At 42.7% G+C, this 20360-nt stretch carries 22 protein-coding genes; 19 read left to right on the forward strand and 3 right to left on the reverse strand.

Going from position 1 to position 20360, the window contains the following annotated elements; translation table 11 throughout:
• The first annotated feature begins 14 nt into the window (after window positions 1-14).
• Together EDD69_RS03865 and pheA are read left to right on the forward strand one after the other, a co-directional pair.
• Window positions 15-455, forward strand: a complete 441-nt coding sequence (locus tag EDD69_RS03865; protein WP_132947647.1) for an ACT domain-containing protein — start codon at window positions 15-17, stop codon at window positions 453-455.
• A gap of 15 nt (window positions 456-470) precedes the next feature.
• The gene (pheA, locus tag EDD69_RS03870; protein WP_207893243.1) at window positions 471-1328 is read left to right on the forward strand and encodes a prephenate dehydratase; all 858 of its coding nucleotides are present in this window, start codon (window positions 471-473) and stop codon (window positions 1326-1328) included.
• A gap of 21 nt (window positions 1329-1349) precedes the next feature.
• Here pheA and EDD69_RS03875 read toward each other — a convergent pair whose 3' ends face one another.
• On the reverse strand, window positions 1350-1883 hold the full coding sequence (locus tag EDD69_RS03875; RefSeq protein WP_132947648.1) for a transcription repressor NadR: 534 nt from the start codon (window positions 1881-1883) through the stop codon (window positions 1350-1352).
• Between the two features lie 362 nt (window positions 1884-2245).
• On the opposite strand from EDD69_RS03875, the gene safA reads away from it, so the two are divergent.
• The 11 genes from safA (at window position 2246) to yajC (ending at window position 10878) form a co-directional block, all read left to right on the forward strand.
• Window positions 2246-3433, forward strand: a complete 1188-nt coding sequence (safA, locus tag EDD69_RS03880; protein ID WP_243643035.1) for a SafA/ExsA family spore coat assembly protein — start codon at window positions 2246-2248, stop codon at window positions 3431-3433.
• Between the two features lie 120 nt (window positions 3434-3553).
• Window positions 3554-4294 carry an NAD(+) synthase gene (gene nadE, locus EDD69_RS03890; RefSeq protein ID WP_132947649.1) on the forward strand — a complete coding sequence of 247 codons (741 nt, stop codon included), beginning with the start codon at window positions 3554-3556 and terminating at the stop codon, window positions 4292-4294.
• A 95-nt stretch (window positions 4295-4389) separates the two neighbouring features.
• Complete coding sequence (locus EDD69_RS03895) at window positions 4390-5097, forward strand: YhcN/YlaJ family sporulation lipoprotein (protein ID WP_132947650.1); 708 nt, start codon at window positions 4390-4392, stop codon at window positions 5095-5097.
• 84 nt (window positions 5098-5181) lie between these two features.
• Entirely contained in the window at window positions 5182-5919 is a 738-nt protein-coding gene (locus tag EDD69_RS03900) for a YebC/PmpR family DNA-binding transcriptional regulator (protein ID WP_132947651.1), read from the forward strand.
• Window positions 5920-6051: 132 nt separating this feature from the next.
• Window positions 6052-6474 (forward strand): BofC C-terminal domain-containing protein, encoded by a 423-nt coding sequence (locus tag EDD69_RS03905; RefSeq protein WP_424565331.1) that lies wholly within the window; start codon window positions 6052-6054, stop codon window positions 6472-6474.
• 78 nt (window positions 6475-6552) lie between these two features.
• Window positions 6553-7149 carry a Holliday junction branch migration protein RuvA gene (gene ruvA / locus EDD69_RS03910; protein WP_132947653.1) on the forward strand — a complete coding sequence of 199 codons (597 nt, stop codon included), beginning with the start codon at window positions 6553-6555 and terminating at the stop codon, window positions 7147-7149.
• 13 nt (window positions 7150-7162) lie between these two features.
• Window positions 7163-8167 (forward strand): Holliday junction branch migration DNA helicase RuvB, encoded by a 1005-nt coding sequence (ruvB, locus tag EDD69_RS03915; protein ID WP_132947654.1) that lies wholly within the window; start codon window positions 7163-7165, stop codon window positions 8165-8167.
• Window positions 8160-8366, forward strand: a complete 207-nt coding sequence (locus EDD69_RS03920) for a DUF2905 domain-containing protein (protein ID WP_132947655.1) — start codon at window positions 8160-8162, stop codon at window positions 8364-8366. The genes ruvB and EDD69_RS03920 overlap by 8 nt, the downstream gene beginning before the upstream one ends.
• 25 nt (window positions 8367-8391) lie before the next feature.
• Window positions 8392-9423 (forward strand): tRNA preQ1(34) S-adenosylmethionine ribosyltransferase-isomerase QueA, encoded by a 1032-nt coding sequence (gene queA, locus EDD69_RS03925; RefSeq protein ID WP_132947656.1) that lies wholly within the window; start codon window positions 8392-8394, stop codon window positions 9421-9423.
• Window positions 9424-9449: 26 nt separating this feature from the next.
• The gene (tgt, locus tag EDD69_RS03930; protein ID WP_132947657.1) at window positions 9450-10589 is read left to right on the forward strand and encodes a tRNA guanosine(34) transglycosylase Tgt; all 1140 of its coding nucleotides are present in this window, start codon (window positions 9450-9452) and stop codon (window positions 10587-10589) included.
• 25 nt (window positions 10590-10614) lie between these two features.
• Complete coding sequence (gene yajC / locus EDD69_RS03935) at window positions 10615-10878, forward strand: preprotein translocase subunit YajC (RefSeq protein WP_132947658.1); 264 nt, start codon at window positions 10615-10617, stop codon at window positions 10876-10878.
• Between the two features lie 26 nt (window positions 10879-10904).
• Here the strand turns inward: yajC and EDD69_RS03940 are convergent, their stop codons facing one another.
• Window positions 10905-11288: a TIGR04086 family membrane protein gene (locus EDD69_RS03940; RefSeq protein WP_132947659.1), complete on the reverse strand. Its 384-nt coding sequence runs from the start codon at window positions 11286-11288 to the stop codon at window positions 10905-10907.
• 140 nt (window positions 11289-11428) lie between these two features.
• Between EDD69_RS03940 and EDD69_RS03945 the strand changes: the two genes are divergently transcribed.
• Entirely contained in the window at window positions 11429-12058 is a 630-nt protein-coding gene (locus tag EDD69_RS03945; RefSeq protein ID WP_132947723.1) for a DUF421 domain-containing protein, read from the forward strand.
• Here EDD69_RS03945 and spoVB read toward each other — a convergent pair whose 3' ends face one another.
• The gene (spoVB, locus tag EDD69_RS03950; RefSeq protein WP_132947660.1) at window positions 12059-13585 is read right to left on the reverse strand and encodes a stage V sporulation protein B; all 1527 of its coding nucleotides are present in this window, start codon (window positions 13583-13585) and stop codon (window positions 12059-12061) included.
• A gap of 90 nt (window positions 13586-13675) precedes the next feature.
• Between spoVB and EDD69_RS03955 the strand changes: the two genes are divergently transcribed.
• The 5 genes from EDD69_RS03955 (at window position 13676) to EDD69_RS03975 (ending at window position 20213) form a co-directional block, all read left to right on the forward strand.
• Window positions 13676-13957 carry a post-transcriptional regulator gene (locus EDD69_RS03955; protein ID WP_165871721.1) on the forward strand — a complete coding sequence of 94 codons (282 nt, stop codon included), beginning with the start codon at window positions 13676-13678 and terminating at the stop codon, window positions 13955-13957.
• Window positions 13958-14052: 95 nt separating this feature from the next.
• Complete coding sequence (gene secDF, locus EDD69_RS03960; protein WP_132947661.1) at window positions 14053-16302, forward strand: protein translocase subunit SecDF; 2250 nt, start codon at window positions 14053-14055, stop codon at window positions 16300-16302.
• A gap of 92 nt (window positions 16303-16394) precedes the next feature.
• Window positions 16395-17297, forward strand: coding sequence for a cation diffusion facilitator family transporter (locus tag EDD69_RS03965; RefSeq protein WP_207893244.1), 903 nt, complete (start codon window positions 16395-16397; stop codon window positions 17295-17297).
• Between the two features lie 53 nt (window positions 17298-17350).
• Entirely contained in the window at window positions 17351-19735 is a 2385-nt protein-coding gene (recJ, locus tag EDD69_RS03970; protein WP_132947662.1) for a single-stranded-DNA-specific exonuclease RecJ, read from the forward strand.
• A complete protein-coding gene (locus EDD69_RS03975) occupies window positions 19701-20213 on the forward strand; it encodes an adenine phosphoribosyltransferase (RefSeq protein ID WP_132947663.1) in 513 nt (170 codons plus the stop codon). Before recJ ends, EDD69_RS03975 begins: the two co-directional genes overlap by 35 nt.
• Window positions 20214-20360: the final 147 nt, after the last annotated feature.

Genomic DNA, 20360 nt, shown 5'->3' on the forward strand with positions numbered 1-20360 from the left:
GGGGAACCTGTGCGGTGGACAAAAAGTTTTATTTAGTACGCGAAGATGTGTTGCCAGAGGCAATGAAAAAAGTGTTGGAGGCAAAAGAGTTAATCGAGCGGAAAAAGGTCGATTCCGTTGCCGACGCGGTGCAAATGGTCGATGTGAGCCGCAGCGTCTTTTATAAATATCGCGATGCGGTGTTTCCGTTTCATACGATGGTGCGCGAAAAAATTATTACCCTTTTTTTTCATCTTGAAGACCGTTCAGGGACCCTTTCTAAATTGCTGAGCGTTGTCGCTTCCGCGAATTGCAACGTGCTGACGATTCATCAAACGATCCCGCTTCAAGGTCGAGCAAACGTTACATTATCGATCAGCACAAGCGAAATGACGATGACGATTGATGAATTGCTTTCGCAATTAAAACATTTGCCGTTTGTTGAAAAAGTTGAAATTCTCGGTTCAGGGGCTTAGAGAGGAGAAACAGGGGTGCAGACGATTGGGTATTTAGGTCCGAAAGCGACATTTACCCATTTAGCGGTAACGGCAATCTTTCCGAACGCAGAGAGCGTTCCGTACAACACGATTCCGCAATGCATTGATGCGGTGCGAGATGGGGAAGTGGATTTAGCGGTAGTTCCGCTCGAAAATGCGCTTGAAGGATCGGTAAATTTAACAATTGATTATTTGATTCATGAATGTTCGCTTCCGATTGTTGGCGAAATTGTGGCGCCGATTGAGCAGCATTTGCTCGTTCACCCACAACAAGCGGATGCATGGAAAAACATTGAGCGAATTTATTCTCATTCGCATGCGATTGCACAATGCCATAAATTTTTGCATCGCCATTTAAAAAGGGCAAGTTATGAATATATGGCATCAACGAGCGCGGCAGCAAAATATGTAAGCGAGCATCCGCACGAAAAGGCAGCGGCGATTGGAAACCGGCTCGCTGCGAAAGAATACGGTCTTGCCATTGCTAAAGAAAATATTCATGATTATGATTACAACCACACGCGCTTTATTATTCTTCATCAACAGCCGTGTGAATTGCCGATTGATCATGAACCAGATGGCTATAAAACGACGCTGATGATTACATTGCCAAAAGATCAAGCCGGGGCTCTTCATCAAGTATTATCTGCATTTGCTTGGCGAAAGCTGAACTTGACGAAAATTGAGTCCCGTCCAGCCAAAACGGGACTCGGCAACTACTTTTTCATTATCGACATCGACCAAAAGTTAGACGATGTTCTTATTCCAGGCGCCATCGCTGAGCTAGAGGCGCTTGATTGTGCGGTTCAAGTGCTCGGAAGTTATCCGTACTATACGGTGAAACAAAAATAGGGTTCAGACGTTGTCTGAACCCTATTCAATTAAAAATCCAGCCTTTTCTAACGCTTCGCATGCCGCATCTAATTTAGCAATGGAATCCGCTTCAAGCGTATGCAAATGGGTTCCTCCTGTTAATTGCAATAAATAGGCGGATTTGGTTTCTTCAATTTTGCGAATAAACTGATCGACTTCTAGACGGTTGCTTACCATGATGGAAGCGGTTAAATCACCGTAGACAGGATGTTCAATTTTAACATCTTTCACCGTTACCCCGTGATCGACAATGCGATACAATTCCTCTTTTGTTTGTTCTGGTGTATGGCAACAAGCGATGACACGCGTATACGTTTCAGCCGGCGGTGTTGATAAGTACAAATACCCTTGGCTTGTCGCAATAATGGGTTCATTGCGCGCTTTTAAAAGCGAAATATCTTGAACAATCACTTGGCGGCTGACGTTTGTTTTATTCGATAATTCTGCACCTGTGATCGGACGGTTGCTTTCTTTTAGCCATTGTAAAATAAGCTTTCTTCGTTCTTCCCCAAGAATTTTCTTCTCCTTTTTCATTTTCCCATCCTTTCTTTTACAAAAGCTGTTCGAATAGATCGATCGTTGTTTTACGTATTATTCTACCATATATGTGTCCATGAAACGCATTGATTTGCCATATTTGCATTGGGTGCTTAAATCGCTTGAAAAAGGGAAAGCTGTAAATTCAATCATCGTTCAGAAGAAACAGCTTGCAACGCGCTTTTGGTACTGAGCAGATGCTTAATACACGCATAAAGGTCTGGCATTTTTTTCTGCCAGACCTTGTTTATTTTTTATCATAAATCACTTTGTAGGCTCATAAGTTATGTTGAAGCCTAATACCGACAAGCTGAAGCTGACATAGACGCCACGTCTTATCATAGGAGGGGGAAAAACGCGTGAAAATTCATATTGTCCAAAAAGGGGATACACTTTGGAAGATCGCGAAAAAGTATGGGGTTGATTTCGAGCAGTTAAAAAAAATGAATGCTCATTTAAGCAATCCGGATTTAATTATGCCAGGGATGAAAATTAAAATACCAACGACTGTTGCTCCAGTGAAACAAGTAAAAAAAGAAGAGCCGAAGATGAAACTAAAAGAAGAGCCAAAGGTTGAGCATCCATATGCGGAAGAAAAACCGAAAATGATTGCGGTGGATGTTGATGTAGAAATTGAACACAAAAAAGAGATAAAAGTGGAAAAGGAAAAAGAAATAGAGAAGATGCCGGAAAAAGAAATAGAAAAAGCGATGAATGTCGCCCCGCTTATGAACGTCGTGCCACCAACCACTTTACCGGTAGCAGAGAAGAAGGTGGAACCAAAAGGGCCACAAATTCCGCCGAAACCGCCAAATATTTTGCCGGATATTATGAAACAGGAAGAAGTCGATGAACAGCCTGCTCCAGAAATTCCGAAAATGCCGTACATTCCACCAATGCCAAATATCGATCCAATGTATCAAGTGCCTATTCAGCCAAATATCGGCCCAATGTATCAGGCACCTATTCAACCAAATCCGTTTGCCGTAGCAGAGGAGGAAGAGGAAGAAGTGCCACTTGCTCCACCAGAACCGATGCCGGAAAAACCAATGATGCAACAACCGATCATGCAGCCAATTGCACCGATTCCATGTATCCCAATGACACCTGTTTTGCCTGGATACGGATTTTATCCAATGTATCCTCCCGTACAACCTTTTATGCCTTATCAACTAGCCGGAGAGCAAATGGATGATTGCGGATGTGATGGATTCCAATCAAATGTTTGGCCGCAACAGCCAAATGTTCAACCACCGTCTCCGTATCAACCGCTCATGCAGCCAAGTATGCCAACTCAACCAATCGGAACGAGTTTTCCAATGGGGCCAAGCACAGCACCAACGTACTCGCCAATGCCACAGCCGTATGACCAATATCAACCATATTATCAACCACCTTCTCAGCCATATTCTCAACCAAGCATAATGCCGCAGCCGATGCCGACCTATCCGTTTCCATATTCTCCGATGATGCCATACGGGGCACAGCCAATGCCATATTCACCTTATTGGCCAGTTCCTTATCGTGAAGATGAAAATGAGGATTAAGCAACGAAAAGAGACGATGAAAGAAAATCGTCTCTTTTTATTTTAAATTTTTGTGTGATAAAATGAGCATATAATAAATGAACATATAATTTTAAACTATGTAGAAAGGGATGTACATAAATGGAACAAAAAATTGAAAAATTAGTTGAGTGGCTACGTGAACAAGTAAAAAATGCTGGGCTGAACGGTGCGATTGTCGGCATTAGCGGAGGAATCGACTCTGCCGTCGTTGCCCATTTAATTAAGCGAGCGTTTCCTGACCGTTCTTTAGGATTAATTATGCCATGCAAAAGCAATCCGAAAGATAAAGAAGATGCATTAAAGGTCGTTGCAAGTTGTGGCATTGACTATCACATTATTGACTTAACGGAAACGCATCGAGTATTGTTCGGCGAAATTGAGAAGCAGCTCAAAGCAAAAGGAGAATGGAATGAGAATGCGGCTCGCCTTGGTGATGCAAATACGCGCGCGCGTTTGCGGATGACAACATTATATGCCGTAGCGAACAACTATGGTTATATCGTTGTGGGAACGGATAATGCAGCTGAATGGTATACGGGATATTTCACAAAATATGGGGACGGTGGAGTTGATTTAGTTCCGCTTGTCCATTTCACAAAAGGAGAAGTGCGCGAAATGGCTCGCATTCTTGGCGTGCCTGAAGAAATCATCACAAAGGCACCAAGCGCGGGACTTTGGGAAGGACAAACAGATGAAAATGAAATGGGCACGACATACGAAATGATTGACAAATATTTAAGAGGAGAAGAAATTCCAGAAAAAGATCGACAAATTATTGAACGCTTACATGAACGTTCACATCATAAACGCCGACTTGCGATTGCGCCACCGAAGTTCTAATTTTGCCGATAAGTAACAGCCATAAAAACCCCTTTCTGTGTCAACATAATCATGTAGACGGTTTTGTCTACACTAAACAGAAGGGGGTTTTGGGATTGCGAAAAAAAATCGTGGCGTTGGGAGCCGTCGTTGCGCTTAGCGGGCTTGTGGCTTGTAATAATCAGGCGTTCGATACGCGTTATAATAATCAAACGCGTCCAATTGGTTATTATTCGAATGAAAATAATTTAACCGACCAGTATCAATACGGTCGATATGGAACAAATCGCTTGAACGGAAATGTTCGTGCCGTTCGTGATAACGATGGTCCGATTACAGAAATGTTCGATCGCGGCACGACGAATCGTTATGCGACGAATCGTGTTCCATCTGTAGACAGGAACTTTAGCAGAGCCGATCGCAATTACCATGGGCATTTAAATACGATGGATGGACGTACGCGCTCATCCTACTACAACAACTACGACGGTGCGCTCGCTGAAAAAATTTCAAAGCGTGCTATTCGTGTACAAAATGTGAAAGATGCACGTACACTTGTTTCAGGTGATCGTGTTTTAGTAGCGGTTTCGACAAACGGTAAAGATGACACTCGCGTGGAACAGTTTGTCAAACGGGCGATTGCTCCGTACACAAAAGGAAAGTCGGTTCGCGTTGTAGCGAATCCAAGCATGTATAATCGCATTCGCACCATTGACAACGACATTCGCGATGGCGGCCCGATGGATCGAATCCAAGATGACATTCGCTCGATTTTTAACGATATGGGAGATCGGATCGAACGGCCGTTTATGAATCGTGGCTAAAAGAACAGGGAGTTCCCCTGTTCTTTTTGTTTTATTTTTGCTATAGTGTTTAGTGGACATCTTCATGAATGAGAGGGGATATAAATGGCTGGACATTCCAAGTGGAAAAACATTCAGCGGCGCAAAAATGCCCAAGATGCCAAACGCGGAAAACTATTTATGAAATTAGCGAAAGAAATTTATGTAGCGGCAAAAATGGGCGGCGGTGACCCAAGTTCCAATTCAAGCTTACGTCTCGCTATTGAAAAAGCAAAAGCGGCAAATATGCCGAATGAAAATATTGAACGCGCAATTAAAAAAGCGACAGGAAACCAAGAGCATACCAATTACGAAGAAATCAAGTACGAAGGATACGGTCCAGGCGGCGTTGCGGTCATGGTTACATGCCTTACCGATAATAAAAATCGCACCGCTTCCAACGTTCGTGTCGCCTTTTCGAAAAATGGCGGAAATCTTGGGGAAACCGGTTGCGTTTCTTATTTGTTCGACCGAAAAGGTTTGCTTGTCATTGCTCGTGAAGACTTGAACATAGATGAAGATGAAATGCTTCTTCAAGCGATTGAAGCAGGCGCAGACGAAATGGAAACAACAGAAGATTCATTCGAAATTTATACATCTCCTGAAAACTTTGAAGAAGTCAAAAATGCGTTAGCCGCGCAAGGATTTACGTTTGCTAGCGCGGAAATTACGATGATTCCAAAAACATACACGACATTAACGGGCGATGACTTAACAAAAATGCTAAGACTTATTGATATGCTTGAAGATGATGATGACGTGCAGGAAGTTTACCACAATTTAGATGAGTCTGTGCTTGAGTAATAACAATAAACGGTCTTGTCCGCTCGACAAGGCCGTTTATTTTTTGGATAAAATTTCTCATGATGGTGAAACTGTAAAATGAGGTGAACTATGATGCAAGGAATATTGTCAATCATATTTAGTTTTCTTTTAATGGGAAATGTGCAAGCCTCCTCCGTTGAGATGACAGTCATTTTAGAGAGAATGTATTTAGATGGGGAAGTGAGTGAAGAAATTAAAGAAGAGACGGTTACGTCCATGAAGGAAATTTGGAAGAAATATAAAGAGTGGCAGCTCGTCAATATGGATGATGAGCAAATCGTCTTCCAAAAAGAGATGAACGATATTTCGCCATTAGCAAAAGCGAACGGATATTTTGGAATTACAGAAGATGGGACGCTTTCTATTTTTGAAGGAAAACCTGACGAATCTTCACGCGTTATTCAATCGTTTTTTCAAATTGACGTCGAAAAGCTTGAAAGTCATCAACACGAAAAATTAAAAAAAGGAATTCGCGTTCACTCAAAAGAGAATTATGAGCGTATCCTTGAAACGTATAAACCTTTCTACAAATAGTCTCCTAGCGCTAGGGGACTTTTTGCTTGTTGTATGTTAAAATGAGAAACAGCGACAAAATGGAGAGGAGTATCGCTGTTGATTGAGTTTATTCGCGGCTATGTTGATTACGTCTGCCCAGAATATATTGTGATTGAAAACAATGGAATCGGGTATCAAATTTTTACGCCCAATCCGTTTTCGTTTCGAGTCGACAGACAAAATCCGATTACGGTTTATACATATCAATATGTGCGTGAAGATGTTATGGCGCTTTACGGATTCCATACGCGCGAAGAGCGTGCGTTGTTTGCGAAACTTTTGCAAGTATCAGGCATCGGGCCGAAAGGCGGATTGGCGATTTTAGCTGCCGGAGCACCGCAGCAACTCGTTGAAGCGATTGAAACGGAAAATGAAAAATTTTTATGCAAATTCCCAGGGGTCGGTAAAAAAACAGCTCGGCAAATGATTCTCGATTTAAAAGGAAAGCTGCATCACATCATTCCAAACGCATTGCCAGATTTGTTTACCGAAGAGGTTGTTCCTCGTTTACAAGCGTTAGAAGAAGCCATCGAAGCGCTAAAAGCACTTGGCTATGCGGAAAAAGAAATTCAAAAAATCCTTCCTTTATTGCAGAAAGAGCAGCTGTCGACAGAAGGATACATTAAACTGGCGCTACAAAAACTATTGAAATAGGGGGGAGAGCGCGATGGAGGAACGACTCATCTCAAGCGCGGCAAACCATGAAGATTTATCGCTTGAGTATAGCCTTCGCCCAAAATTTTTGCGAGAATATATTGGCCAAGAAAAAGTAAAAGATAACTTAAATGTATTTATTGAGGCAGCTAAAATGCGGGGAGAAACGCTCGATCATGTGCTTTTATACGGGCCGCCTGGGCTTGGAAAAACGACGCTGGCGGCAATCATTGCGAATGAAATGGGGGTCAATTTACGAACAACCGCAGGTCCAGCCATTGAACGTCCGGGCGATTTAGCGGCCATTTTAACATCGCTTGAACCTGGAGATGTTCTGTTTATCGATGAAATCCATCGTCTTCCTCGCGCGGTGGAAGAAGTACTGTATCCAGCGATGGAAGATTATTGTTTGGATATTGTGATCGGGAAAGGGCCAACAGCGCGTTCGGTACGCATCGACCTTCCGCCGTTTACACTTGTGGGAGCAACCACACGTTCGGGGGCTTTATCTGCTCCGCTTCGCGATCGCTTTGGTGTTTTAAGTCGATTAGAATATTATACGACGGAACAACTTGCTCAAATTGTTCAACGAACGGCGCATATTCTCTCTGTAGAAATTGAGGACGATGCCTCCTTTGAAATTGCCAGACGTTCTCGAGGAACGCCGCGTATTGCGAATCGCTTACTTCGGCGCGTTCGCGATTTCGCTCAAGTTCGCGGCGATGGAACGATTACGCTTCCTTTGGCGCAAGAAGCGCTTGAATTATTGCAAGTCGATCGATTAGGATTGGATCATATTGATCATAAGCTGTTGAAAAATATCATTGAAAAATTTCGCGGCGGTCCAGTCGGACTGGAAACGATTGCCGCAACGATCGGTGAAGAGGCACAAACGATTGAAGATGTATACGAACCGTATTTATTGCAAATTGGCTTTTTACAACGAACACCGCGCGGACGCATTGTCACGCATTTAGCTTATCAACATTTCGGAATGGAGGTGTCCCATCGTGAATAGTCTTCCGAAAACCATTATGATGATCGGTGCTATTCTCATCATCATTGGTTTTCTTATGCAATTTATTAAGCTTGGAAGATTGCCTGGAGACATCATCATTAAAAAGGGAAATACAACGTTTTATTTTCCAATTGTCACATCAATCTTATTAAGCATCTTTTTGTCATTGATCTTTTATATTCTCGGACGTTTTCGTTAAAACAAGAATAAGCAGGTGAAGCAGCATGAAAGTAGATTTATTCGATTTTCATCTACCAGAAGAACTCATTGCCCAAACGCCGCTTCCGAATCGGGAAGCATCGCGGTTGATGGTGTTAAACAAACGCACAGGTGAGACCAAACATGAAGAAACCTTTCGCGCCATTTTATCGTATTTAAATGAGGGTGATTGTCTCGTTTTAAACGATACGCGTGTATTACCAGCTCGCCTTTATGGCGAAAAAGAAGATACAGGGGCGCATATTGAAGTTCTTCTTTTAAAGCAGCTAGAGGGAGACCGTTGGGAAACGCTTGTCAAACCAGCAAAGCGCGTCAAAGTCGGTACAACGCTTTCATTTGGCGATGGCCGATTAAAAGCGACATGCGTGGAGGCGTTGGAACATGGAGGGCGAGTGTTGGAGTTTGCCTATGACGGCATTTTTTACGAAGTGCTCGAGGCGCTTGGAGAGATGCCGCTTCCTCCTTACATTAAAGAGCAATTAGATGACCGTGAACGCTATCAAACGGTGTATGCTCGTGAACTTGGTTCAGCAGCTGCACCGACAGCAGGATTGCATTTTACGGAGCAGCTTCTTGATGACATTCGGGCAAAAGGTGTACATATCGCCTTTATTACACTTCACGTCGGCTTAGGAACGTTTCGTCCTGTCAGCGCTGAAAATGTGGAAGAACATGATATGCATGCCGAGTTTTACCAAATGACAGAAGGAACGGCTCGCCTCTTAAATGAAGTGAAACAACGCGGCGGCCGGATTATCGCGGTTGGAACGACATCGACGCGCACGCTTGAAACGATTGCCTCTAAACATAACGGTACATTTGTTGCTGAAAGCGGTTGGACGGATATTTTTATTTATCCAGGCTATGAGTTTAAAGCGATTGATGGCATGGTCACCAACTTTCATTTGCCGAAATCCACGCTGATCATGCTTGTGAGCGCGTTAGCTGGCCGGGAAAATGTGTTGCGTGCATACGAAGAAGCCGTTAAAGAACGTTATCGCTTTTTCAGTTTTGGCGATGCGATGCTTATCATTTGAACAACAAAGAAAGGAGCTATCTGAAGTTGACACCGATTCGTTATGAACTCATTAAAACGTGTAAGCAAACGGGTGCGCGATTAGGAATTTTGCATACGCCGCACGGTTCGTTTGAAACGCCGATGTTTATGCCAGTTGGAACGCTTGCGACGGTAAAAACATTATCACCGGAAGAACTAAAAGAGATGGGAGCAGGCGTTATTTTAAGCAATACGTATCATTTATGGCTCCGTCCCGGTCATGAAATTGTAAAAGAAGCGGGCGGGTTGCACAAATTTATGAATTGGGATCGCGGGATTTTAACGGATTCAGGCGGATTCCAAGTGTTTAGTTTAAGCGAATTCCGACGCATCGAAGAAGAAGGCGTGTATTTCCGCAATCATTTAAATGGGGATAAGCTCTTCCTTTCTCCAGAAAAAGCAATGGAAATTCAAAACGCGCTCGGTTCGGATATTATGATGGCGTTTGACGAGTGTCCTCCGTATCCAGCGACATACGAGTATATGAAACAATCCGTTGAACGAACAAGTCGCTGGGCGGAGCGTTGTTTAAAAGCCCATAAGCGACCAAACGAACAAGGATTATTTGGAATTGTGCAAGGCGGCGAATTTGAAGATCTGCGCAAGCAAAGTGCACAAGATTTAGTATCGCTCGATTTTCCAGGTTATGCGGTTGGGGGACTGTCTGTTGGAGAGCCAAAAGAAGTAATGAACCGAGTGCTTGAATTTACAACGCCGCTTTTACCGGCAAATAAACCGCGTTACTTAATGGGCGTCGGTTCACCTGATTCACTCATTGATGGTGCGATTCGTGGAATTGATATGTTCGATTGCGTATTGCCGACTCGAATTGGTCGAAATGGCACGGTGATGACGAGCGAAGGGCGTGTCGTCATTAAAAACGCGAAATACGCTCGCGACTTTTCACCGCTGGATCCAAATTGCGATTGTTACACATGCCGTAATTATACGCGCGCTTACATTCGCCATCTTATTAAGTGCGATGAAACGTTTGGTATTCGACTCACTTCTTACCATAACGTCTACTTTTTGATAAAATTAATGGAGCAAGTCCGTCAAGCCATTCGTGAAGATCGTCTTGGCGATTTCCGTGAAGAGTTTTTTGAACGTTATGGATTTAATAAACCAAATGCGAAAAACTTCTAGTTGCTTAGAAAGGGGTGAGAACGAAATGAACACGTTGATGAATCTTTTGCCGCTTCTTTTCTTCTTGGCGATCTTTTACTTCTTGCTGATTCGTCCGCAGCAAAAGCGGCAAAAAGCAATACAACAAATGCAAGCGAACTTGAAAAAAGGTGACAAAGTCATCACGATTGGCGGCTTGCATGGCATCATTGATTCGCTTGACGAAAATACGGTTGTCATTCGCGCTGGTGACGGTTCTCGTCTTACATACGACCGCGCCGCTATACGCGAAGTGGTCAGCGAAAAATAAAAAGGTGGTCACAGCGACCGCCTTTTTTATGAATTTCGCGAACGTGAAGATGCGATGTTCACGCCAATCATTCCGCCAACCATGGCGGTAATAAGAAACCCAGCATGATACCCCCATTGCTCAACCGAAAAAGCTTGTTCTAAGCCGAGGAATTGAAATAAGTACACGATTAATGTAAATAATAAGCTCGTTGATCCGCCCAAAATCCATCCTCTTTCTTTTCCTTTTCCACCTGCGATTAATCCTCCGAAAAAAACGGCGAAAAAGGCACAAACGTTGATAAACCATTGCAATGATGATTCTTGATAATTGGTCAATTTCAAAATGAGCGCTAAAAGAAAACTAATGACGATCGCGAGCAAAAAAATGGTGGTGACCCCGTAAGCGATTGCCTTTCCCCATCTCACCATGTCTTCCCCTCCTTTGGACAACATTCCTTTACAACAACATATTCGTTTTTTTCATGAATTAGAATAAAAATGTATGAACAAAAATGATTGATTCACACTATGAACAGAAAGGAGGATGAACGTTGGAACAATATGTCATCATGATTGCGCGAACGCTGTTTTTATATTTTTTAATTTTGTTGATTTTTCGGATTATGGGGAAGCGGGAAATTGGCGAATTAAGCATTCTTGATTTAGTCGTCTTTATCATGATTGGGGAAATGGCCGTTATAGCGATTGAAAAAACGGAAGATCCGCTGCTTCATACGGTGGTGCCCATGCTGGTTTTAATGATCATTCAAATTTTATTTGCGCTTTTGTCACTAAAAAGCGAAACGTTTCGCGAGCTGGTGGATGGGAAGCCTACGATTATTATTAACAAAGGAAAAATCGATGAAGAAGCGATGCGAAAACAACGTTATAACTTCGATGATTTGCTTGTGCAATTGCGTGAAAAAAACGTAAAAAATGTGGCAGATGTCGAATTTGCGATTTTAGAACCTTCAGGGAAACTATCGGTGTTTGAAAAAGAAAAAGGAAAAAAGAAACAACCGTCCTTGGCGTTGCCGCTGATTAAAGACGGTGTCATTCAAGAAGAACATTTAGCGCTTATTGATCAAACCAATTTATGGCTTCGCCAACAATTGCGTAAGCGTGGATATAAAGATATTAAAAAAATTTCGTATTGCACGTACGAAGACGGCATTTTTTATATTGATGAAAAAGATTAGTTATTTATGAAAGATTTGCTTTATTTCATCTTTTTTAATGAAACGGAAAAATATTGAAAGAACCACATAAACGATCAACATCACGATCATGGTGACGGAGGTTCGAACAGAAAGGGAAAGAGAAAGGTAGTTAAAAAGTACATGTCCGATGACACCCACGATCACGATCATGAGAATATGGGCGATATATTCTTTAACATAAAAAGAAAGGGAAACCGCTTTGATAATGGTCGCTAGATGGAGAAGTGTCACAAGTACGATGCCGACGGTGATCGCCAGAGCGGCTCCCATGATTCCTAAAGACGGGTTGGTTGCGAGCAGAAAGATCAGCAATGTTTTTATTGCCGCTCCGATGAAGCTGTTGATCATCGCTGCTTTTGCTAAATCCAGCCCTTGTAATACCGCTTGAAGCGGCCCTTGTACATAGTAGAAGAGAAAAAATGGAGCCATCACTTTGACAAAAACGGCTGCGTTATTTGTACCATACATCAGCTGCATAATTGGTTCAGCTAACACATATAGAACGACGACCGATAGTCCGCCTGCCAAGAGAGAAAGGCGCATCGCTTGTTGTAAGCGATATTCAATCAGCAATTGCCGCTTTTTTGCCGCCGCTTCGCTAATGGCTGGAACGAGCGAGGTGGCTAACGAGTATGTAATAAAGGAAGGCAACATTAAAAGCGGCAGAGCATATCCTGTCAACTCTCCGTATTGCTTTGTTGCGTTCACAGCTGTAACTCCTGCAATGGCCAAACTTTGGGCAACGACAATCGGTTCAAAAAACCATGCGATCGAGCCAATTAAGCGGCTGCCTGTTGTCGGTAATGCGATGCGCATAAGCGAAACAAACGTATCTTTTCCTGCTTTCACATATGCAAAAAAACGATGCCGGATTTTTAACGGTTTTTTTAATTTGAACATGATGAATAAATAAATAAGCGAAACGAATTCGCCAATGACCGCTGAAAGCATCGCTCCTGCTGCTGCGTATTCCACTCCGTACGGAAGAAACGCTGTTGTAAAAGCGGCGATAAGCAAAATGCGCACGATTTGTTCAAGAAGCTGCGAATACGCGTATGGTTTCATTTGCTGCTTTCCTTGAAAATAGCCGCGCAACACGGATGAAATCGCGATAATGGGCACAACGGGTGCAATGGCGATGAGCGGGTAATAGACGCGTGAATCGGTAAACAACGTCTTTGATAAAATGGGAGCGATGAAAAGAAGCGCCGGAAAGAAAACGATGCTTAATCCGGTTGTTAACGCTAACGAAACGACTAAAATCTTTTTTATTTTGCGCCGATCCCCGATCGCTTCCGCTTCAGCAACGAGCTTGGAGATAGCGACCGGAAGTCCGAATTGGGTGATCGTAATGGCTAATACGAGCGTCGGCACAGCCATCATGTATAGTCCGACTCCTTCTTCACCAATAAGGCGGGCAACGACAATTCGATTAATAAACCCGAGAATTCTTGTGATCAATCCCGCAATGATTAAAATGATCGTCCCTTTTAAAAACTTTGACATCTCGCTCCCTACCTTCTCAAATGAGGTCATCTTTTATACAATTAACTATATGCATGAGTTGTCCAAGCATGACAAAATGGGGGAGTAGCGATGAATGAAATATTACGTAAACAATTAATGCCTGCGCTTATTTCAAAAGTGGATGAATTAAAATTACTCGGATATGAGCAAGCCACTGTCGATGAGGTTTGGAACTGTTTAAAAAGCAAAAAGTGGAAAAGACTAAAAGAAGAAAAAAAGCTATTTGAACTTGTAAGCGATATTCTTTCGTTAACAGCGAGCGACTACATGACGTATGTCACGACAAAAGAACAAAAAAAAGAAAATTGGTTTACCGAAGAGGGAGCAGCCGAATTAGAACAATTGTTTTAATTTTTCCTGCATAAATTGACAGGATGTGCAATCTACTTCATAATTTGTCTTGTTGGTAAAAATTCTGGCAAACGCCAGAATAGAGGAGGATTTTTATGGTAAAACGCAGTCGAATCATTGCCTTCTTCCTGCTTCTGCTTTTGTTGGGCGGAACGATTGGAGGAACGGCGGAAAAAATTGTAAGAGATATTAAGCTTGGCCTAGATCTTCAAGGCGGATTTGAAATTTTATACGAAGTCAAGCCGGCGAAAAAAGGCGACAAAATTGACAAAAACGTTTTGCTTAGTACGGTGAGCGCTTTAAATAAACGAATTAACGTGCTTGGTGTAAGCGAACCGAACATCCAAATTGAAGGAAAGAATCGCATTCGCGTTCAATTAGCTGGCGTGAAAGATCAAAATAAAGCGCGTGAAATCCTTTCCACAGAAGCAAAACTGACGTTTCGAGATGTCAATGATAACGTATTGATGGACGGGAGCGATCTCGTCGAAGGCGGAGCGAAGCAAACGTTTGACGATAAAGGAAAACCGTGTGTAGCCATCACGCTAAAAGATGCAAATAAATTTAAGCAAGTAACCGAAAAAGTGCTTAGCATGGCCCCAAATAACATTCTCGTCATTTGGCTTGATTTCAAGGAAGGGGTCGACTCATACGCAAAAGAAGTCGGAAAAGAGCATCCAAAATTTATTTCAGCCGCTCGCGTCGATCAAGTGTTTAATCAAACGGATGTATCGATTGTAGGGAATTTTACGGTTGATGAAGCGAAACAGCTTGCTGATTTATTAAACGCTGGAGCGCTTCCGGTGGAACTGAAAGAAATTTACTCTACATCGGTTGGAGCGCAGTTTGGTGAAAATGCGTTACAAAAAACAGTGTTTGCCGGAATTGTTGCCGTCGCTATCATTTTCTTATTTATGATCGCTTTTTACCGTTTACCAGGTTTGGTTGCGGTGATAACGCTAAGCGTTTATATTTATTTAATTTTGCTTATTTTTGATTGGATGAACGGAGTATTGACGCTTCCAGGGATTGCGGCGCTCATTCTCGGCGTCGGAATGGCTGTTGATGCGAACATTATTACATATGAGCGCATTAAAGATGAGATTAAACTAGGTAAATCGATTATGTCTGCCTATCGCGTCGGAAACCGCGGTTCATTTGCGACGATTTTAGATGCAAACCTTACGACGATTATTGCTGGAGTTGTTTTATTTATTTACGGGACAAGCTCCGTCAAAGGATTTGCGACGATGCTGATCATCAGCATTTTAGCAAGCTTTTTAACGAATGTATACCTCACGCGCTTATTGCTTGGCTTATTGGTACAAAGTCGAGCTTTCAATAAAAAACCGCAATACTTCGGTGTTCATCCAAGCGTGATTTTAGATATTACGAAAACAACAGATGATACGAACATACCGACCAAATTTGAACGTCTCGATTTTGTTAAACATAGCAAAAAGTTTTTTATTTTTTCAGGCGCGCTGACGGTTGTCGGCATCGTTGTTTTGCTAACGGCAAAATTAAACCTTGGCATTGACTTTGCCAGCGGTACACGCATTGAAGTGATGGGAAAAACAACGTTAAATGCAAACGAAATTACCGAACAATTTGAACAGCTCGGCCTTGAACCAAAAGACGTCGTTTTGTCTGGTGCTCAAAAAGAAATTGGTGTCGCTCGTTTTATCGGCGTGTTAAGCCAAAAGCAAATTTCCGAAGTGAAAACGCATTTTAAGAAGTTATACGGAGAGGAACCGAGCGTGAGTACCGTTTCACCGACGGTAGGAAAAGAATTAGCGCGCAATGCATTTATTGCGGTTTTAATCGCTTCGGTTGGAATTATTATTTACGTGGCGGTCCGCTTTGAATTTTATATGGCATTAGCGGCGATTATTGCGCTTTTACACGATGCGTTCCTCATCGTCGCCTTTTTCAGTTTAACGCGCCTTGAAGTCGATTTAACGTTTATTGCGGCTGTGTTAACGATCATCGGTTATTCAATTAACGATACGATCGTGACATTCGACCGCATTCGTTACATCATGAAGAAACGAAAAGTGAAAAAAGCGGAAGATCTTGTCGAGATCGTCAACAAAAGTTTACAACAAACATTTGGGCGTTCTGTTAACACTGTTTTAACCGTCATTATTACCGTTGTCGCTTTGTTGATTTTTGGAAGCGAATCGATCCGCAACTTCTCCCTTGCTTTGCTTGTCGGTTTGATTTCAGGAGCGTATTCGTCTTTATTTATCGCTTCCCAATTATGGCTTGTTTGGAAAAGTAAACAACTGAAAGAAGGAAAAAGAAAACCGCAAATCGAGAAAGATTTAGAACCTGAAGTATAACACGTCACGGCATTGGCCGTGGCGTCATTTTTTGTAAATAAATAGGATACAATAAAGGTGGACAGATCATGAATTGAAAGGAAGAGGAATGCTTGAATGAAGAGACGCGTTTTAAACAGGCTGAATTTGCAGCGATGATCGGTGTCATCGGCAATGTGGTCCTAGCGGCGATCAAATGGGGAATTGGCATGGCGGCCAATAGCAAAGCGCTCATTGCTGATGCTGTTCATTCCGCTTCCGATGTCGCGGGTTCTCTTGCCGTTTGGATCGGTTTGCGGATCGCAAAACAACCGCCAGATGAAGACCATCCATACGGGCACGGCAAAGCGGAATCGATTGCAGCCATTATTGTCGCTGTTGTGTTATTTTTGATCGGAATTGAAATTGGAAAATCTTCGTTTGTTTCTTTTTTTAAGGAAGTGGAACCACCGAAGACGATGGCGATTTACGCTGTTATTTTTTCGATCGTCGTGAAGGAAGCGATGTTTCGATACAAATATCATATTGGTAAAAAAATTAACAGCGATGCGATTATTGCCAATGCGTACGAACATCGCTCGGACGTCTTTTCATCCCTTGCGGCTCTTATTGGCATAGGAGCGGCGATCATTGGAGCAAACATGAATATCGACTGGCTCGTATACGCCGATCCAGTGGCAGGACTCTTTGTTTCATTTCTTGTGATAAAAATGGCTTGGAGTGTTGGGGCAGAATCGATTCATAACACGCTGGACCACGTTTGGCATGAAGAAGATGCGTACCATCTGCGTCAAGCGGTATTATCGTTTCCAGAAGTGAAAAAAATTGATGAGCTGCATGCGCGCCAACATGGCCATTATGTCATTATCGATTTAAAAATTTCTGTTGCCCCTCATATGACTGTTAAGGAAGGGCATCAAATTGGAAAGAAAGTAAAGGAAAAGCTACTGACCTTTCCAAACGTTCGCAATGTCATGGTGCATATTAACCCGTACAATGGAACTGAGGAACGATGAATTGCCCCTTCTCTATTTGTTTTGTATAATGATATGGTTAAGGGGTGAAAGATATGTTGGCACCAAAAACCCGCTGGCAAGTGAAACATGTCGATCAAAATAAAGTGAACATGATTGCGCAAGCATTGAATATAGCACCTTTAGTTGCCACCTTGCTTGTCAATCGCGGCTATCATACGATTGAAGCCGCTCAATCTTTTTTAAATGGAAAAGAGTCATTTCATTCTCCGTTTTTACTAGATGGAATGGATAAAGCCATTGACAGAATTGAGAAAGCGATTGCAACTGGTGAACGCATTCTCGTTTTCGGCGACTATGATGCAGATGGGGTGAGCAGCACGGCTGTCATGCTTACCGCATTACAACAAAGAGGAGCCAATGTCGATTATTATATTCCGAATCGTTTTTCAGAAGGATACGGTCCGAATGAAAATGCGTTTCGTGCGGCAAAAGATGATGGTGTTTCGCTCATTATTACGGTCGATACAGGTATTGCAGCGCTGCACGAAGCGGAAATTGCCAAACAGTTAGGAATGGATCTCATTATTACCGATCATCATGAACCGGGACCAACGCTTCCCGATGCGTATGCGATCGTTCATCCGAAAAAACCAGGAAGTACGTATCCATTTAAAGACTTAGCAGGAGTTGGCGTTGCATTTAAAGTTGCTCACGCTCTTCTGGGAAGAGTTCCAAATGAATTGCTAGATGTAGCTGCGATTGGAACGATTGCTGATCTCGTTCCGCTTCGCGGAGAAAATCATCTCATCGCTCGTTTAGGGATTGAGCAGTTAAAGCGAACGAATCGAGTTGGCTTAAAAGCGTTATGCAAACAATGCGGCGTTTCTTTGTCAGATGTGGATGAAGATACAATTGCGTTTATGATCGGTCCGCGTATTAATGCGGTCGGTCGGCTCGATTGTGCGGATCGCGCTGTGCAATTATTGATGACAAAAGATGAAGAGGAAGCAATGATGTTGGCCGAACAGATTGATGAGATGAATCGCGAGCGGCAACAACTGGTTAACGAAATAACAGAAGAAGCGATTCAACTCGTTGAAACGCATTATCCTCCCGAAAACAATGCCGTTCTTGTCGTGGCCAAAGAAAATTGGAATGTTGGAGTGATCGGGATTGTTGCTTCGCGTTTAGTTGAGCGTTTTTATCGTCCGACGATTGTGCTGAGCATTGACCGAGAAAAAGGGGTCGCGAAAGGGTCAGCGCGAAGCATTGAAGGATTTGATCTATTTGCTAATTTGTCTAGTTGTCGGGATATATTGCCGCATTTTGGCGGACATCCGATGGCAGCTGGCATGACGTTGGCGATTGAACATATTGAGGAATTGCGCATGAGGTTGAATACAGCTGCGAGGCAACAGTTAACGGACGATGATTTTATTCCGATTACGGCCATTGATGTGCAATGCTCCATTGATGATATTTCACTTGAAACAATCGAACAAATGAACCGTCTTTCTCCGTTTGGAATGGGAAATCCAAAACCGCGCATCCTTCTTCAAAATGTGCAGGTCGATCTTCTTCGCCGGATCGGCGCAGAGCAAAATCATATGAAAGCAGTGCTTTCGGCGAACGGAAAAACGCTCGATGCGATTGGATTTGGACTTGGCCCGCTAACGGAAGAAATTTCACCAAATGCTCGTCTCTCTGTCGTGGGGGAGCTCGTGATTAACGAATGGAATCATTTCCGCAAACCTCAACTGATGATTCAAGATGTGGCTATTGACGAATGGCAACTATTCGATATTCGCAACATGCGCAATGTTGGAAAAATCATTGATTCATTACCAAAAGAGAAGCGCTTGCTTATTGCTTTTCGAAGCGAAACAGCAGCTGAACTGCAGCTGCCGGTCGATCACACAGAAATCGTGTATATTCGAACATTAGAAGAAGCAAAAGCGATCGACTTGCGCAAAAAATACGTTGTTTTCCTTGATTTGCCTCCTTCACAACAAATGATGCAAGTTTTAATAAGTTGTAGTTTACCTGAACGCATTTATGCGTTATTCTATCAAAGGGAGAATCACTTTTTTAGCGTATTGCCAACGCGCGAGCATTTTAAGTGGCTTTATGCTTTTTTGCGAAAGCGCAGCCCGTTTGATTTGAAACGATATGCGGATGATCTTGCTCGTTCACGCGGATGGACAAAGGAAACACTTCTATTTATGATTCAAGTTTTTCATGAATTAGAGTTTGTGGCAATTGAAAACGGAATTGTTTCGCTACATCATCACCCAGCGAAACGTGATTTGACACAGTCGCCGACTTATCGTTCGAAACAGGCTCAAGTCGAGCTTGAAAATATCTTTTTATATTCATCTTATCACCAACTAAAACGTTGGTTTGAAGACACGAAACGTTCGTTGAATGAGGAGGAAAACTTTCATGGATTTGAAACAATACGTAACGATTGTTCCTGACTTTCCAAAACCGGGCATTCAATTTAAGGATATTACAACGATTATGGATAAGGGCGAAGTATATAAATATGCCACGGATCAAATTGTGCAATATGCGCGTGAAAAGAAAATTGATGTCGTTGTTGGGCCAGAAGCGCGCGGCTTTATTATCGGCTGCCCTGTTGCATATGCTCTTGGTGTTGGCTTTGTTCCTGTCCGCAAAGAAGGAAAGCTTCCGCGCGAAGTCATCCGCGTTGAATACGGTTTAGAATACGGAAAAGATGTTTTGACGATGCATAAAGATGCGATTAAACCTGGGCAACGCGTCTTAATTACAGACGATTTGTTGGCAACGGGAGGCACCATTGAAGCGACGATTAAGCTTGTCGAGCAACTTGGAGGAATCGTCGCTGGAATCGCGTTCTTGATTGAACTTACGTATTTAGAAGGACGCAAGAAATTAGAAGGATACGATATTTTAGCATTAATGCAATTTTGATGGTAAAGGGGGCACTCACAAGGGTGCTCCTTCTTTCCTATGAACGTATTTTCTTGTCGTTAGCTCTTTACATCTAGAAAATTTTTCATGATAATAATGACAATGCTTTTTTTTGTTGAAATATGTATAATAAAAAATTAAAAGGGA

Source organism: Thermolongibacillus altinsuensis, assembly GCF_004341205.1.
Classification (GTDB): Bacteria; Bacillota; Bacilli; order Bacillales; family Anoxybacillaceae; genus Thermolongibacillus; species Thermolongibacillus altinsuensis.

Coding starts and splice junctions, on each gene's coding strand:
- EDD69_RS03875 (WP_132947648.1), bottom strand. CDS start 1,883: ATGAAAAAGGAGAAGAAAATTCTTGGGGAAGAACGAAGAAAGCTTATT.
- nadE (WP_132947649.1), top strand. CDS start 3,554: ATGGAACAAAAAATTGAAAAATTAGTTGAGTGGCTACGTGAACAAGTA.
- EDD69_RS03900 (WP_132947651.1), top strand. CDS start 5,182: ATGGCTGGACATTCCAAGTGGAAAAACATTCAGCGGCGCAAAAATGCC.
- EDD69_RS03905 (WP_424565331.1), top strand. CDS start 6,052: ATGGGAAATGTGCAAGCCTCCTCCGTTGAGATGACAGTCATTTTAGAG.
- ruvB (WP_132947654.1), top strand. CDS start 7,163: ATGGAGGAACGACTCATCTCAAGCGCGGCAAACCATGAAGATTTATCG.
- queA (WP_132947656.1), top strand. CDS start 8,392: ATGAAAGTAGATTTATTCGATTTTCATCTACCAGAAGAACTCATTGCC.
- yajC (WP_132947658.1), top strand. CDS start 10,615: ATGAACACGTTGATGAATCTTTTGCCGCTTCTTTTCTTCTTGGCGATC.
- EDD69_RS03940 (WP_132947659.1), bottom strand. CDS start 11,288: ATGGTGAGATGGGGAAAGGCAATCGCTTACGGGGTCACCACCATTTTT.
- EDD69_RS03945 (WP_132947723.1), top strand. CDS start 11,429: ATGATTGCGCGAACGCTGTTTTTATATTTTTTAATTTTGTTGATTTTT.
- spoVB (WP_132947660.1), bottom strand. CDS start 13,585: ATGTCAAAGTTTTTAAAAGGGACGATCATTTTAATCATTGCGGGATTG.
- EDD69_RS03955 (WP_165871721.1), top strand. CDS start 13,676: ATGAATGAAATATTACGTAAACAATTAATGCCTGCGCTTATTTCAAAA.
- secDF (WP_132947661.1), top strand. CDS start 14,053: ATGGTAAAACGCAGTCGAATCATTGCCTTCTTCCTGCTTCTGCTTTTG.
- recJ (WP_132947662.1), top strand. CDS start 17,351: ATGTTGGCACCAAAAACCCGCTGGCAAGTGAAACATGTCGATCAAAAT.
- EDD69_RS03975 (WP_132947663.1), top strand. CDS start 19,701: ATGGATTTGAAACAATACGTAACGATTGTTCCTGACTTTCCAAAACCG.